The organism is Blautia sp. HCP3S3_C12 (genome assembly GCF_052064155.1).
Classification (GTDB): Bacteria; Bacillota; Clostridia; order Lachnospirales; family Lachnospiraceae; genus Blautia_A.
The window spans coordinates 18014-33154 of sequence record NZ_JBQHWC010000013.1 but is presented as its reverse complement, the minus strand read 5'-3'; the positions used below and the strand labels follow the sequence as shown (position 1 = coordinate 33154).

Sequence of the window (15141 nt, the reverse complement as noted above, 5' to 3'; positions counted from 1 at the left end):
ACACAATCAGGTATACTCTACCATGACATGTAAAAATAGTGTATACTGTTATTATTAGGGTGAAAATCGGTATTTAGTGGGTGGTAGATTAATACGATAAATTAGTTAAAATCATCCATTTCTACATAGTTTTAACAGACCTACTATGGTAATAAATATAAGGAGATACATTATGAAAAACAAATTATTTGTTATAGGAAATGGATTTGATTTGGCACATAATCTTCCAACCAAATTTGATCCAGACTTTAAGAATATTGCCAGAAAATATGAACAGGATAATTTTTGGGATTTGTATCAATCCCGCGAAAATGATATTTGGTCTGATTTTGAAAATCTGCTTGGATGTCCAGACTTTAACACTCTTGAGGAAATCTTTGATGGTTATGAGCCAGATTATTTATCAGAGAGAGAAAGTGACCGTGATAGCATTATCTATCAGGTGGAATTGAATGGGAATTTACAGGATGCATTATATGAATTTGCGGATAAGGCGGATGATTCTTTGTGTAATATACAAGCTAATGATTTATTAGAACAAATTCTTGATTCAGATGGATATTATATTACTTTCAACTATACGCATACTTTGGAAGAAATTTATGATATACCATGGCAACAGATTTTACATATTCATGGTGAAGTAGGAGAAGAGAATCTGGAATTAGGATATCCAAAAGGAAATTTTAAACCCGAAAAATATACTTATGATCCAAGAGGAAAAGGAAGAGGTCCTTATGTTGAAATTGAAGTAGAAGAACATATTAACGGCATTGAAGACTATTATGTTAGAACAGCATATGCAGAGTTAATTGACAAGTGCAAGTCATTTTACAAAGAAATTAGAATTGACTTATTAAAAAACTTTCTGGATAAGAATCAATGTAAAATTGAAGAGATTATTGTTTATGGACATTCTTGTGCAATTGATTTTGACTATTTCAGTTATCTAAATACAAGATATCCAAATGCATATTGGAAGTTTTACGTAAGAGGAGCAGAACAGGAAAGTAACGTTTGGTATCTTATAGAGGGAAATAGTATTAAAAATGCTGACATCATAAAAGTATAGAAATGCCCATACTGTTAATGAGCCTACAAATTCCCGTTTAAGGATGTGAAAATAATGGGAGCAAGCAACAAAATCTGTCCGAACTGTGGCAGGAAAATGAAACAGCAATTTATAGGATTGCAGCACTGCAAATGCGGAATGAGCTGGAAGAAAGATATAGGATTTTTTGAGCGTACCAGTGATATGGTCTTTGCATTGCAGAGAAGGAATGTTGGAAAGAAAGTGAAACAGGTTCCTGTAATCCGGAGAAAGCAATAAACCGGCTGCAGGGGCAGTCAGATATTACAATTACATATAGTTTTACATAGCCGACAGGTTCAGTTTAATTGAGATTGGATCTGTCGGCTTTTTTTATTTATAAGTGCACTTCCCGACAAATTGTCGGGAGGTGGAAAGGAGCCAGAATGAAGCAGTATATACACCACCTGCTGGTACCGCCGTGAAGGAGACTGGCAGGCAGAAAGGAGGTCTTGCAAAATGGAAGAAGAGGTTACCCAAAGGACGATTGCTTTATCCATCAGAACAGCGAAGCTTACCGGTAACGTGCTGCGTGCTGCGTTGAGGAAGTTTCTTGCGGCACAGCACCAGAAAGGGAAAAATCCTTATAAGCAGGGAAAGCAGACGGTTAAAGAGCTGATCGGCCAGAATGCAGGTGTTTCCAACATTGAAATCAACGATGGCAACATCAAGTCTTTTGAACGTGTGGCGAAAAAATATGGGATTGATTATGCCTTAAAAAAGGATAAATCGGAAAATCCTCCGAAATATCTCGTGTTCTTCAAAGGACGGGATACAGATGTACTGAACCAGGCGTTCAAGGAGTATGTCGGAAAGCAGATGAAGCAGAAGGATAAGCCTTCCATCATGGAAAAACTTACCCATTTCAAAGAGGTTGTTGCAAAAGGCAAGAACCGGGAGCGGGCCAAAGAACACCGGAAGGACAGGGGGCAGAGCTTATGATGAATTTAAAGCCGGATGCTCCCCGCAGCCAGAAAAAAGGTGAAAAATGGCATCGAAGCCGTGCATCGCCGAAACAGAAATCAAAACAGTTCAGCTTTTCTATTCCGGCAGACAGCATTCCCGGAAAAGTGATTGCGGATGTGAGGGTATTTGTGCAGGAAAAGATCAACAGCCTGCAGTCACTGGATAAGAAAAAATTGTTCCTGACAAACTTTCCTTATCTCATATGCGGCTATTTTACAGATAAGATTGCATGGCTTTACCGGGTCAGTGATGGTGCAACCGGGTGGGATAAGCTGATGGAAACTTTAAACTATTTTGAGCGTGCATTTGCAGACCCGTTTCCCAGCATGTATTACATGGATCTGCTTTATGGATTTGCCGGTGGTGTGGCAATAAAACTGATCGTGTATTACAGATCAAAGAACGCCAAGAAGTACCGGCAGGGTGTTGAGTATGGTTCTGCCAGATGGGGAACGGAAAAAGATATTCAGCCATACAAAGATCCGGTGTTTGAGAATAATATCATTCTTACGGCAACGGAATGGCTGATGATGTCCGGCAGGCCGAAGAACCCTAAATTTGCCAGAAATAAAAACATTCTGGTGATTGGCGGTTCCGGTTCGGGCAAGACTCGGTTTTTTGTAAAACCGAACCTGATGCAGATGCACAGCTCTTATGTGGTCACAGACCCGAAGGGGACTGTTTTAGTGGAGGTGGGAAAATTGCTTGCAAGAGGCGCACCCATGACGGATGAAAATGGGAAACTGGTGCGTGATAAAAATGGAAAAGTGGTGTATGAACCTTATAAAATCAAGGTCTTGAATACCATTAATTTCAAAAAATCCATGCATTATAATCCGTTTGTCTACATCCGCAGTGAAAAAGACATCCTGAAACTGGTGACAACCATCATTGCCAATACCAAAGGGGAAGGACAGCAGGCAGGAGAAGATTTTTGGGTAAAGGCCGAGAAATTATACTACTGTGCGCTGATTGGCTATATCTGGTATGAGGGCCGTGAGGAAGAAAAGAATTTCAATACACTTCTTGCCATGATCAATGCATCAGAAGCCAGGGAAGACGATGAAAATTTCAAAAATCCGGTTGACCTTATGTTTGAGGAACTGGAGCAGAGAGACCCGGAACACTTTGCAGTGAGACAGTACAAAAAATACAAACTTGCTGCGGGAAAGACGGCAAAGTCTATTCTGATCAGCTGCGGAGCAAGGCTTGCCCCCTTTGATATTAAGGAACTGCGGGAGCTTATGAGCTACGATGAATTGGAACTGGATATGTTGGGAGACAGGAAGACAGCGTTGTTTGTCATCATTTCTGATACGGACGATACGTTCAATTTCGTGGTATCCATGATGTATACGCAGTTATTTAACCTGCTGTGTGACCGGGCAGACGATGTATATGACGGCAGGCTGCCGATCCATGTGCGCTGCCTGCTTGATGAGTTTGCGAATATTGGGCAGATACCAAAGTTTGAGAAGCTGATTGCTACTATCCGTAGCAGGGAAATATCAGCTTCTATTATTTTGCAGTCCAAGAGCCAGCTAAAGGCAATCTATAAGGATAACGCTGACACGATTGAAGGCAACTGTGATTCCACGATCTTTCTGGGAGGGAAGGAAAAGACCACCTTAAAAGAGATGGCGGAACTTCTGGGAAAGGAAACGATTGATCTTTATAATACCTCGGATACGAGGGGAAGCCAGCGTTCCTATGGTATGAATTACCAGAAAACAGGGAAGGAGCTGATGAGCCAGGATGAAATAGCAGTTATGGACGGCGGGAAATGTATCCTGCAGCTTCGTGGTGTCAGGCCGTTCTTCTCGGATAAATATGACATCTGCAAGCATAAAAATTACAGGTATCTGTCGGACTATGACAAAAAGAACCGCTTTGATATTGAAAAATATCTTAGCACCAGTCTCGTGCTGAAGCCGGATGATACGGTGGAAGTCTATGAGATGTAACCAGTAAACCGGCAGCTTCCCGACAAGTTGTCGCAAAGTGGAAGGAGGAAAACAATGGGTGGCATTGGAAAAAGGCAGCCGGTACCCCATCGGCTAAAATGTAAGTACCGGCTGCGCAGTGTCGGATTTTCCAAAGGAGAAATCCTGCCCTTATGTTACCACACAGGGCGGGATTTTCACAGGGTTTTTCTCTTCCTTTTTTAAAGAAAGGACATACACATATGGGATTTTTTACTACGGCGATTACAACCTTAAAAACACTGGTTTGTGCCATCGGTGCCGGACTTGCGGCATGGGGTGTCATCAACCTGCTGGAAGGATATGGCAATGACAACCCGGGGGCCAAGTCGCAGGGGATAAAACAGCTCATGGCTGGCGGTGGCATTGTGCTGATTGGAATGAACCTGATCCCGCAGCTGGCAACGCTGTTCGGATAATTGGATGAACGGGATTATTGAGAAGATAACAGAGTTCATAAAGGAGCTTCTGACAGGATGGATCACATCCAACCTGGACACCATGTTCACGGATGTCAATACGAAGGTGGGAACCATTGCTGCGGAAGTTGGAAGGACGCCCCAAGACTGGAACAGTGGCATTTTTTCGATGATAAAGAGCTTGTCGGATAATGTCATTGTCCCTATTGCGGGGATGATCATCACGTTTGTGCTGTGCTATGAGCTGATTTCCATGATCATGGAGAAGAACAACATGCACGATACGGACACGTTCATGTTTTTTAAGTACATTTTCAAGATGTGGGTAGCGGTATATCTGGTGACCCATACCTTTGATATTGCGATGGCCATTTTCGATGTGGCAAACCATGTGGTGACGAGTGCCGGAGGCATTATAAACGGCAATGCTTCCATAGATGTGGCAGATGCGCTGCAGGCCATTTTGGAGAATGGCGTGGAGGATATGGGCATCGGGGAACTGTTAGGGCTTGGCGTGGAAACGATGATCGTGAGTCTTTGCATGAAGATCATATCCGTCCTGATTACCGTCATTTTATATGGGCGAATGATTGAAATCTACCTTTATGTATCTGTTTCACCTATCCCATTTGCTACCTTTACCAACCGGGAATGGGGAAGCATTGGGAACAATTATGTGAAAGCACTGATGGCATTAGGGTTCCAGGGATTTTTCATGATGGTATGTGTGGCGATTTATGCTGTGCTGGTCAATTCCATCACAGTGGCAGACAACATCCACACGGCAATTTGGTCCGTGGCGGCCTATACTGTAATCCTGTGCTTCAGTTTATTTAAGACAGGTTCCCTGTCAAAGTCAATTTTTAATGCACATTAGGAGGGAAAGCTATGGCATATGTACCTGTGCCAAAAGACTTGTCGAAAGTCAAGACAAAAGTGGCACTGAACCTGACCAAAAGACAGATCATCTGCTTCTCCCTTGCGGGAGTATGCGGATTACCAGTTTACTTTTTAACAAAAACAGGTCTGGGAACAGATGTGGCGGCAACGCTGATGGTCATTGTGATGCTGCCATTTTTCTTTCTGGCGATGTATGAGAAAGATGGGTTCCCCGCCGAAAAGATACTGTTCCACATCATCCGGCAGAAATTTCTGCGTCCGGGTGTCCGTGTTTATCAGTGTGAAAATATGTATGACCGGCTTGTGGAGCAGGACAGAATAGAGAAAGAAGGTGCAAAACTTGAGAAAAAGGAAAAAGAAGCCAGGGAAGCGAGAAATCCGTTCCGCTTCCACCGGAAATCCTGCCGCAAAAAGTAGGTCACAGCCTGCAGGAAACGTTGGGCTTACAAAAGAGGAAAAGAAACGGCTGCGTCAGCTGCGGGAGAAAAAAGCAGAGCAGAAAAAGAAAAAGATCCCTTTTACGGCGCAGGAGACACTCCCTTATAAAGAAATATACCGGGACGGTATCTGCCAGACAGAGGACAAGTTCTTTTCCAAGACCATCCAGTTTTTTGATATTAACTATCAGCTTGCGAAGAATGATGACAAGACAACGATTTTTGAGAATTACTGTGAGTTCCTGAATTACTTTGACAGTTCTGTCCGTTTTCAGATCACGTTTTTAAACCAGCAGGTCAACTTTGATGAGTATTCCAAGACCATTGATATTCCACCAAAAGGGGATGCGTTTGATGACATCCGGAAGGAATATGCGGATATGCTGAAAATGCAGCTTGCAAAAGGGAATAATGGTCTGGTGAAGACAAAGTATATCACCTTTGGGATTAAAGCGGATAGCCTACGGGCAGCAAAATCCAGGCTGGAGCGTATTGAGACAGGGATTCTTAACAACTTTAAAGTGCTGGGGGCTGCGGCAAGGCCATTGAATGGTCTGGAACGTCTCAAAATCCTCCATGACACTATGAATATGGATACCAAGGAACCGTTTAAATTCCATTACGGAATGGTGGCAAAGACAGGGCTTGGGACAAAGGACTTTATTGCACCAACCGGGTTTGATTTCCGCAATGACAGCTATTTCCGTATGGGACAGACATTCGGATGCGTGTCCTATCTGCAGATCACTTCACCGGAGCTGACGGATAAGATGCTGGCGGATTTCCTTGATATGGAGGAAAACCTGATCGTAAACATCCATGTGCAGCCCGTAGACCCGAAGGCAGCCATTAAAAGCCTGAAAAATATCCTTTCCAATATCCAGAAAATGAAGATAGAGGAGCAGAAAAAGGCAGTAAGAAGCGGATATGACATGGACATCATCCCTACGGATATTTCCACTTATGGGGAAGAAGCAGAGAATTTGCTGAATGAACTGCAGTCCAGAAATGAGAAGATGTTTAAAGTAACATTCCTTCTGATGAATACGGCGGACAGCAAGAGGAAGCTGGATAATATCGCTTACCAGACTGCCGGTATCGCACAGAAATATAACTGCAATATCCGCAGGCTCCAGTATCTGCAGGAACAGGGAATGGTGGCATCCCTTCCGCTGGGGATGAACCAGACAGGTGTCCACAGGCTCCTGACTACTACATCCACAGCGATTTTTGTACCGTTTACCACCCAGGAACTGTTTATGGACGGGGAGGCGCTTTATTATGGTCTGAATGCGTTATCCAATAATATGATCATGGTTGACCGTAAGAAACTGAAAAACCCCAATGGCCTGATTTTAGGTACGCCGGGTTCCGGAAAGTCTTTTGCGGCGAAGAGGGAGATCCTGAATGTATTCCTGATCACGGATGATGATATTATCGTGTGCGACCCGGAAGGGGAGTATTTCCCACTGGTAAATGCTTTAAACGGGCAGGTGGTAAAGATCAGTGCAAAAAGTACCGACTATATCAATCCGATGGATGTAAACCTGGATGTGATCTACCATCCGGAGAAGTACCGGATTAACGGGGATACGGAGGATGTGGACACCATTATTGCGGACAAATCCGAGTTTATTGCATCGTTCTGCGAGCTGATTATGAAAAAGCCGCAGGGTGCGGAGCTGGACGGCGATGAAGTGTCCATTATCGACCACTGTATTAAGGATATTTATGAGGAATTCCTTTATAATGACCCGGTACCGGAAAAAATGCCGGTGTTAGAGGATTTCCTGAACCGGCTGAATGATTATGCAGACCAGAATGATGCGGCAAGGAGGATTGCAAACTGCCTGCAGCTTTATGTTACAGGTTCACAGAATGTGTTCAACCACAGGACAAATGTAGATATGAATAACCGGGTGGTATGTTTTGATATTAAGGACCTGGGAACCACGCTTCGGAAAGCCGGGATGCTGATCGTCCAGAACATGGTATGGACAAGGGTTTCCACCAACCGGGCACTAAAAAAGGCAACCAGGTACTATGTGGATGAGTTCCACCTTCTATTGAAGCAGCCCCAGACAGCCAACTATTCGGTGGAAATCTGGAAGCGTTTCCGTAAATGGGGCGGTATTCCCACTGGACTGACACAGAATGTAAGCGATTTTCTTGGTTCCCTGGCTGTGGAAAACATTGTAGGCAACAGTGATTTTATATATATGCTGAACCAGCATAGTGGTGACCAGAAAATCCTTGCCGAAAAACTGAATATCTCGCAGCATCAGCTCTCTTTCGTCAATAACAGTAATGCCGGGGAAGGGCTGATTTTTTATGGGAATGTGATCATTCCGTTCTCTGATAAGTATCCGACAGATACAAAGACCTATGCCATCATGAGTACAAAACCGGAAGAAATGCAGACGGAAGGGTGATCCCTCTTTTGCAGAAAAGAGGTGAGGCATTTTGCAGGAGCAGAAGTTTAAGGCAAAAGAGAAGAAAGTAAACCGTATGACCAGGAGTGGCCTGGTAGAAGAGAACCTTGCCACAAAGGGGAGCCGAAAGCTGACAGATAAGCAGGAAGAATTATCTTTTAAAAAGTCAGATGCAGAGCAGTCCTTTGCGGCAGACCGGGAAGAAAGGAGGAAACCACAGAAAAAAGAGCATACGAAAGGACCGCCGGAAAACAAGGCCAGAAGCCGACTGCCAAAAGAAAAGGAAGAAAACGATCCTGCCAAAGCGGAGGAAAATGCAGAAGAACCGCAGGAGAGCAGTTATCCGGATGACAGAAGGAAAGAACCCCGTGAATCAGCGGCGGCAGTCCGGGAACGGAAGGCAAGGAACCGGAGGCGTTACCATAACCAGAAACAGGTGAAAGCCTCAAGGCTTCAGTTTGACAAGATGGAAGCGGATGGGAGCCTGAATCAGAAACAAAAAGATGTAAAGATACCGGGAACGGAACCTAAAACGGAGAAAAGCCGGAAGCTCATCCGGGCAGAAGAAAAGTCAAAAAAGGCTGCCCAGAAGCTGGAACATGCCAAAAAGCACCAGACACAGAAGAAATCCATGAAACTGCAGCGTGTCAGGGAGGATGCGCCGGAAGGAAGCAAATACCGGCTGTATTTTGAAGAAACACCAAAAGCAGCGAAAACAGTTCCGGCAGTAAAGAAAGCCGGGGTGCGGCTGAAAGATGATGTTGGGAATCTGGCACACAATAAAATCCGGCAGGAGGAACAGGATAATTCTGCTGTACAAGCCGCCCATAAAGGGGAGCAGGCAGGGGAGGCACTGCTACGGCAGCACAGCAACCGGAATTTCCGGAAGCAGAGAAAACAGCAGAGCAGCCTGAACCGTCTGGAGCGGAAAACTTATCTGGCAAATACGAATTACCAGTACCGGAAATGGCTGGAAGAACACCCGGAAATGCAAAAAAAACTGTTCCGGAAAATGCTGCAGAAACAGAGGATTAAGCGGGAGTATAAAATCGCATACAGGGCAGGGAAAATCCAGAAAGAAACCAAAAGGACAACCTTGAAGATGGCTGATGTATCTACAAAGGTAGCCAGAAAGGTCCAGGAGATGATCACACGTAACAGTACGTTGATTGTTTCCGCATTGCTGCTTCTGATTTTACTGCTGATCATCATGACAGGTATTTCATCCTGTTCCATGATACTGACAGACAATGTTTCTACGGTGATAGCGACCAGTTACATAGCAGATCCGGAGGAGATTGAACAGGCAGAGCTTTACTACACAAAGATGGAAGCCGAGCTGCAGCAACAGATCAACCAGATGGAAGCGCAGTATCCGGGAAAAGATGAATACCGGTTCAATATTGGAGCCATTGGGCATGATCCCCATACACTGATCAGTTACCTGACTGCAAAGTATGGGGATTTTACTTTTTCACAGGTCAAAGGAGAACTGGAGTCCCTGTTTTCTGAACAATACGGCATCCGTGTAGAAGAGACTACGGAAACAAGGGAGGAAACAAGAACCATACGGGTGGGTGAGTCCCTGGGAAATGTGGTCACAAGCGGTTACTGCAACTGCCCGATCTGCTGTGGGGTATGGAGTGGCGGGCCGACAGCCAGCGGTGCCATGCCGCAGGCAAACCATACCATTGCTGTGGATGCATCCAATCCATTTCTCCCGATGGGGACGAAAGTGGTGATGAACGGTGTGGAATATACGGTGGAAGACACCGGCAACTTTGCCAGATATGGAGTCCAGTTTGATGTGTATTATGACAATCACGCAGCAGCGTCTGCCCATGGGCATCAGACCTGGGAATGCTTTTTGGCAGAGGGAAATGCCAACTCTGTAGAGGTGACCAGAACAGTGACCGCAGATGTGCTGAATGTTTCTTTGACGGCTAAGCCGCTCTGGAGTGTTGTCCAGTCACGCATGGATGAAGAACAGAAAGAAATCTATGAGGTAGTGTATTCCTGTCGGGGAAACCTGCAAGATTATGATACGCCCATTGAGCTGAACTGGTATTCCTATGTCAGCGGTTATTATGGATATTCCATCAATAACTCCACAGGGAGGATGGAACTGCACCGGGGTGTGAACATCAATGTCCGGGAAGGAACAGAAGTACAGTCCGTGATGGATGGCACAGTGGTCCGGACAGGATATGACAGCACTTTTGGAAATTATGTGGTGACACAGGATGAAAAAGGTGTGCAGGTAAAATATGCCTATCTGCAGAATGTGTCTGTATCCCGGGGAGAAGCCGTTACAAAAGATACAGTGATCGGTACCACGGGAAGTACAGGAAGTGCCACCGGAAGCCAGCTTTATCTGGAGATCGTAAAAGACGGGACTTATTATAACCCGATCTTTTATATCGGAACCGGTGAAGGCGGCTTATATGGAGGCGGCGCTGCTTATGACGATGAGACAGTACGCAGGCTGTTTGCAGAGGCAGAACGTTATCTGGGTATGCCGTATGTATGGGGAGGATCCAGCCCTGCAACGTCCTTTGACTGTTCCGGGTTTGTAAGCTATGTGTTTACCAATTCCGGAGTCTGCAACATGGGAAGGCTGACGGCACAGGGAATTTACAACATCTGTACGCCGATAGCACCGGAAGAGGCCAGGGCAGGGGACATTATTTTCTTTACCGGAACGTACAATGCCGGGGAACCGGTTACCCATGTGGGGATTTATGCCGGTAACGGACAGATGATCCACTGTGGTGACCCGATCCAGTACACATCTATCAATACGGCTTACTGGCAGTCCCATTTTTACGGGTTCGGAAGACCAAATTAGGAGGGAAACCATTGAATATTGAGCGAATCAAGGCAGAACTTTCCAAAACCTATACCAGAATCGAACAGCTCCAGAAACGGGCAAGGGATTTGGAAGAGCAGAAGAAACAGGCGGAGGATATGGAATACCTGAAGATCATCCGGAAACATGGTATTTCAGCCGAGGAACTTCAGCTGATGATTGACATCAGCAATGAGGAACAGAAACAGATTTTAGAAAACAGAGAAAAGGAGCAGACAGGCAATGAAGAAAATCCATAAAAAAGCGGCTGCGCTGTTGTTTGCAGTTACAGTGGCCGGTGTCCCTTTGGGGACGGCATTTTTGGGTTCCACGGTGGGCGCAAATGTGTTTGCACAGGCCACGGAAATGGCTGCTGAAGAAGCTGCAGAGCAGGAACATACTGAAATTTTCCCGGAAGAAGGACAAGGAGAGGAACAAACGGCAGTTGCCCAGCCAGAAGAAGAGCAAGCAGGAGAACAGACTGCAGTTATCCAGTCAGAAGATCTGCCTGATGAACAGACGGCAGGGGAAGTGCAGGCAGATACCGCTGCAGAAGATACTGCAGTAGAAAGTGAGAATGCCGTACCAGAGACGGAAACACAGGAAACCGCAGTACAGCCAGATGTAGTGATCACCATTACGGAACCGGACGGATGGCAGAAAGAGCAGGCGAAAGCCATGATCCAGGTGGAGGATGCGGCAGGGAGCGGCAATTTTTCTGTTGCGAAAGTGGAAGCCAGGATTTCTGAAAATGGAAGCTGGCTGGATGTGACACAGGAACGGGAAGTGACGGTGACCGGGAACTGCAGTGTGTATGTGCGGGTCACGGACCAGAATGGACAGACCTATACACAGAGCAGATATATTGAATGCTTTGACCAGACAAAACCGACCCTGAGTGCTGCAGCAAAAAACGGGGTTCTGATCATCCGGGGAACTGATGAAGGCTCCGGGGTGGCAGCGATTTATGTGAATGGAAACGAATTTACAGAACTGACGGATAATACTTTAAAGGTAAGGCTGCAGAGGGCAGATACTTCCTATCAGTATTTTACCCTGCAGGTCCGGGATAATGCGGGTAATCTGTCAGAGACTTATCAGGTAGCCAATCCATATTATGAAAATCCGGATGCTGTATCCAACCCGTCGGACGGGACTGGTACAGAAGAAAATAGCAACTCTCTTCCGGTGGATGCAAGCCCGACAGCCCCGACCAGTGCCACAGCAACGGTGACGGATTACCAGTCAACGGTCAGCGATACATCCTCTGGTGAAACAGAGACAACAGAGACATCGGATACGGAGATTGCCATTTCAGATACAGATACCGGAAGGATACAGGGCGATATTATTTCTTCTACTGTCAAAGGCGGGAAAGAGTTTTATACCATACGGACAAAGAGCGGAAAGATTTTTTATCTGATCGTTGATATGGATAAAACGGATGATAACGTATACCTTCTGACAGAAGTAAGCGAAAATGACCTGTTAAACTTTACGGATACGGATACCGTAACGCTTCCACAGAACCAGGCGGTCATGGAGTCTTCCCTCCCTCTGGAAATAGTGGAACAGGAACCGGAAACAGAGCCGGAAGAAAAAGAACCGGAAGAAGAGGCGAAACCTGCAGAAAAGACAGCAAATAATTCGGGAACCATCCTTTTGATGGTGCTTGCCCTTGTGGGTGTCGGCGGAGGTTATTATTACCTGAAATTCGTCAGGGGAAAGAAAGAATCTTTTGAGTATGATGACGAAGATGAGGATGAGGGAGAAACCGCCTATGAAGAAGATGATACCGAAACAGAACCGGAGGAAGATACCGGTGAAGAAGAACCGGAAAATGAGGACTCTTTGGAAGATGAGGACTATATGTAAACAGGAAAGAAAGCGGTGTTTTGGCACCGCTTCTTATCATAAAAAGATATTCCTTTCATTAAAGAGAAACGGGGTGAAACATGCAGTTAGTAATTACGGAGAAACCCAGCGTGGCAAAGAGCATCGCCCAGGTGCTTCATGCCACGGAAGCAAAAAACGGGTATCTGCTGGGGAATGGTTATCTGGTGTCGTGGTGTGTAGGGCATCTGGTGGAACTGGCCAGTGCGGATTCCTACCGGGAAGAATGGAAGAAATGGTCTTATGAACAGCTTCCCATCATTCCGGATGTGTGGCAGTACAAGGTAAAGGAAAGTACCAGAAAACAGTATGAGGTACTGAAAACATTGCTCCATGACCCAAAGGTGTCAGAAGTAGTCTGTGCGACAGATGCAGGACGGGAAGGAGAACTGATTTTCCGGCTGGTCTATGAGCAGGCAGGCTGTACAAAACCATTTAAGCGCCTGTGGATTTCTTCTATGGAGGAGCGGGCCATTGTGGACGGGTTTGCCAATCTTCGGGATGGACGGGAGTATGACAATCTTTACCTGTCTGCCTTATGCCGAAGTGAAGCGGACTGGCTGGTCGGCATTAACGCCACAAGATTGTTTACCGTGTTATACCGTCACAGGCTGACGGTGGGAAGAGTACAGACACCGACACTGGCCATGATGGTGGAACGGGAACAGAGCATATCAGATTTTAAGAAGGAGCGTTTTTTTATGGTGCATCTCCTGTGCGGCGGGCTGGATGCTGTGACAGGAAGGATTGATGAACAGGATAAGGCGGGAGAGATCATGGGAGCTTGCCAAAAAGGGCAGGCTCTTGTTGTGTCTGTCAAACAGGAAGAAAAGTCTGTGTATCCGCCGAAGCTGTATGACCTGACAACCCTCCAGAGAGATGCAAACCGTCTGTTTGGCTTCACTGCCCAGCAGACTCTGGATTACACCCAGAGCCTTTATGAACAGAAACTGGTAACATACCCGAGGACAGACAGCCAGTTTTTGACGGATGATATGGAGAAGAATGCGCTGGAGTCAGCGGCGGCGGTACAGATGGTTTTCACATTTATGCAGAGTAGCCTGCCGGTTCCGGATGTGGGGAGGGTAATGGACAGCAGGAAAGTGTCCGACCACCATGCCATAATCCCTACCGTGGAGATCAGAAAGACAGACCTGGGGAAAGTGCCGGGAGGGGAGCGGCAGATTTTATCCCTGATTGCCATGCGTCTCCTTTGTGCGACAGGAGAGGTGCATAAAATTGAGAACGTTAAGGCGGAACTGGAATGTAATGGTATTTTTTTCACGGCTTCCGGAAAGACCATCCTGCAGAATGGATGGAAAACTACGGAAGAACAGTTCCTGAAAGAATATAAAACGGGAAAGAAAAACGAAAAAGAAGAAGTTCCATTGCCGGGATTGGCAGAGGGAATGACATTTCATGATGTGGATACAAAGGTCAGTGAGCATTACACTTCACCGCCGAAACATTTTACAGAGGATACGCTTCTGTCTGCAATGGAACATGCCGGAAGCGAAGAAATGGGTGAAGAAGTGGAAAGAAAGGGGCTTGGGACACCGGCAACCAGAGCTGCGATCATTGAAAAGCTGGTTGAGAAAGGATTTGTTGAGAGAAAAAATAAGCAGATGCTTCCCACAGAGGATGGTGTAAAACTGATCACGGTGCTGCCGGAGGTAGTGAAATCGCCAAAACTGACGGCAGAATGGGAAAATGACCTGACGTTGATCGCCAAAGGGGAAAAGTCCTCCGAAGTATTTATGGAAGGGATTGAGGCGATGGTGTCCGCTCTGGTGCATACCTACCATGAAGTGGATGAATCAAAGCAGGGGATGTTTGCCAGTGACCGTGAGGCGGTGGGCAGATGCCCGAAATGTGGCGGCAATGTTTATGAAGGCAGAACGAACTTTTACTGTGAAAACAGGGACTGTGATTTTGCCTTATTTAAAAATAACCGGTATTTTGCTTCCATGCGTAAGGAGCTGAGCAGACCTGTTGTCCAGGCGCTTTTAAAGAATGGAAAAGCAAAGGTATCCGGCCTGTATTCCAAGAAAAAAGATTGTACTTTTGCTGCCACTATCCACATGGATACTTCCGGAAAATATCCGCAGTTTTCCATGACATTTGACGGGGAGAAAGACAGCAAAGGGAAGAAAGCAAACCATAAATAAAGAAAG

12 protein-coding genes are annotated in these 15141 nt (G+C 45.8%); all 12 read left to right on the top strand.

Annotated features, from left to right (window positions below; translation table 11 throughout):
• Positions 1–172 precede the first annotated feature (172 nt).
• The 12 genes from ACTNDS_RS10905 to ACTNDS_RS10850 all read left to right on the top strand — a co-directional run bounded on the left by ACTNDS_RS10905 (position 173) and on the right by ACTNDS_RS10850 (position 15135).
• Positions 173–1072 (top strand): AbiH family protein, encoded by a 900-nt coding sequence (locus tag ACTNDS_RS10905; protein ID WP_441035686.1) that lies wholly within the window; start codon positions 173–175, stop codon positions 1070–1072.
• A 54-nt stretch (positions 1073–1126) separates the two neighbouring features.
• The gene (locus ACTNDS_RS10900; RefSeq protein ID WP_441035685.1) at positions 1127–1330 is read left to right on the top strand and encodes a hypothetical protein; all 204 of its coding nucleotides are present in this window, start codon (positions 1127–1129) and stop codon (positions 1328–1330) included.
• 219 nt (positions 1331–1549) lie between these two features.
• A complete protein-coding gene (locus ACTNDS_RS10895; RefSeq protein WP_441035683.1) occupies positions 1550–2032 on the top strand; it encodes a PcfB family protein in 483 nt (160 codons plus the stop codon).
• Between the two features lie 128 nt (positions 2033–2160).
• The gene (locus ACTNDS_RS10890) at positions 2161–4020 is read left to right on the top strand and encodes a VirD4-like conjugal transfer protein, CD1115 family (protein ID WP_441035780.1); all 1860 of its coding nucleotides are present in this window, start codon (positions 2161–2163) and stop codon (positions 4018–4020) included.
• 221 nt (positions 4021–4241) lie between these two features.
• Positions 4242–4457, top strand: coding sequence for a Maff2 family mobile element protein (locus ACTNDS_RS10885; RefSeq protein ID WP_373219147.1), 216 nt, complete (start codon positions 4242–4244; stop codon positions 4455–4457).
• A 4-nt stretch (positions 4458–4461) separates the two neighbouring features.
• A complete protein-coding gene (locus ACTNDS_RS10880) occupies positions 4462–5334 on the top strand; it encodes a VirB6/TrbL-like conjugal transfer protein, CD1112 family (RefSeq protein ID WP_026648654.1) in 873 nt (290 codons plus the stop codon).
• Positions 5335–5345: 11 nt separating this feature from the next.
• On the top strand, positions 5346–5774 hold the full coding sequence (locus ACTNDS_RS10875; RefSeq protein WP_441035681.1) for a PrgI family protein: 429 nt from the start codon (positions 5346–5348) through the stop codon (positions 5772–5774).
• Between the two features lie 49 nt (positions 5775–5823).
• Positions 5824–8226, top strand: coding sequence for a VirB4-like conjugal transfer ATPase, CD1110 family (locus tag ACTNDS_RS10870; RefSeq protein ID WP_441035778.1), 2403 nt, complete (start codon positions 5824–5826; stop codon positions 8224–8226).
• Between the two features lie 31 nt (positions 8227–8257).
• On the top strand, positions 8258–11074 hold the full coding sequence (locus tag ACTNDS_RS10865) for a CD1108 family mobile element protein (RefSeq protein ID WP_441035680.1): 2817 nt from the start codon (positions 8258–8260) through the stop codon (positions 11072–11074).
• 11 nt (positions 11075–11085) lie between these two features.
• Positions 11086–11334 carry a DUF4315 family protein gene (locus tag ACTNDS_RS10860; RefSeq protein WP_441035679.1) on the top strand — a complete coding sequence of 83 codons (249 nt, stop codon included), beginning with the start codon at positions 11086–11088 and terminating at the stop codon, positions 11332–11334.
• Positions 11318–12949, top strand: a complete 1632-nt coding sequence (locus ACTNDS_RS10855; protein ID WP_441035677.1) for a CD1107 family mobile element protein — start codon at positions 11318–11320, stop codon at positions 12947–12949. Before ACTNDS_RS10860 ends, ACTNDS_RS10855 begins: the two co-directional genes overlap by 17 nt.
• 80 nt (positions 12950–13029) lie before the next feature.
• Positions 13030–15135: a DNA topoisomerase 3 gene (locus ACTNDS_RS10850; RefSeq protein ID WP_441035675.1), complete on the top strand. Its 2106-nt coding sequence runs from the start codon at positions 13030–13032 to the stop codon at positions 15133–15135.
• The last annotated feature ends 6 nt before the right edge of the window (positions 15136–15141 follow it).

Excerpts from the sequence above, each read along its gene's own strand:
- ACTNDS_RS10905 (WP_441035686.1), top strand. The coding sequence starts at position 173 with ATGAAAAACAAATTATTTGTTATAGGAAATGGATTTGATTTGGCACAT.
- ACTNDS_RS10900 (WP_441035685.1), top strand. The coding sequence starts at position 1,127 with ATGGGAGCAAGCAACAAAATCTGTCCGAACTGTGGCAGGAAAATGAAA.
- ACTNDS_RS10895 (WP_441035683.1), top strand. The coding sequence starts at position 1,550 with ATGGAAGAAGAGGTTACCCAAAGGACGATTGCTTTATCCATCAGAACA.
- ACTNDS_RS10885 (WP_373219147.1), top strand. The coding sequence starts at position 4,242 with ATGGGATTTTTTACTACGGCGATTACAACCTTAAAAACACTGGTTTGT.
- ACTNDS_RS10880 (WP_026648654.1), top strand. The coding sequence starts at position 4,462 with ATGAACGGGATTATTGAGAAGATAACAGAGTTCATAAAGGAGCTTCTG.
- ACTNDS_RS10875 (WP_441035681.1), top strand. The coding sequence starts at position 5,346 with ATGGCATATGTACCTGTGCCAAAAGACTTGTCGAAAGTCAAGACAAAA.
- ACTNDS_RS10855 (WP_441035677.1), top strand. The coding sequence starts at position 11,318 with ATGAAGAAAATCCATAAAAAAGCGGCTGCGCTGTTGTTTGCAGTTACA.
- ACTNDS_RS10850 (WP_441035675.1), top strand. The coding sequence starts at position 13,030 with ATGCAGTTAGTAATTACGGAGAAACCCAGCGTGGCAAAGAGCATCGCC.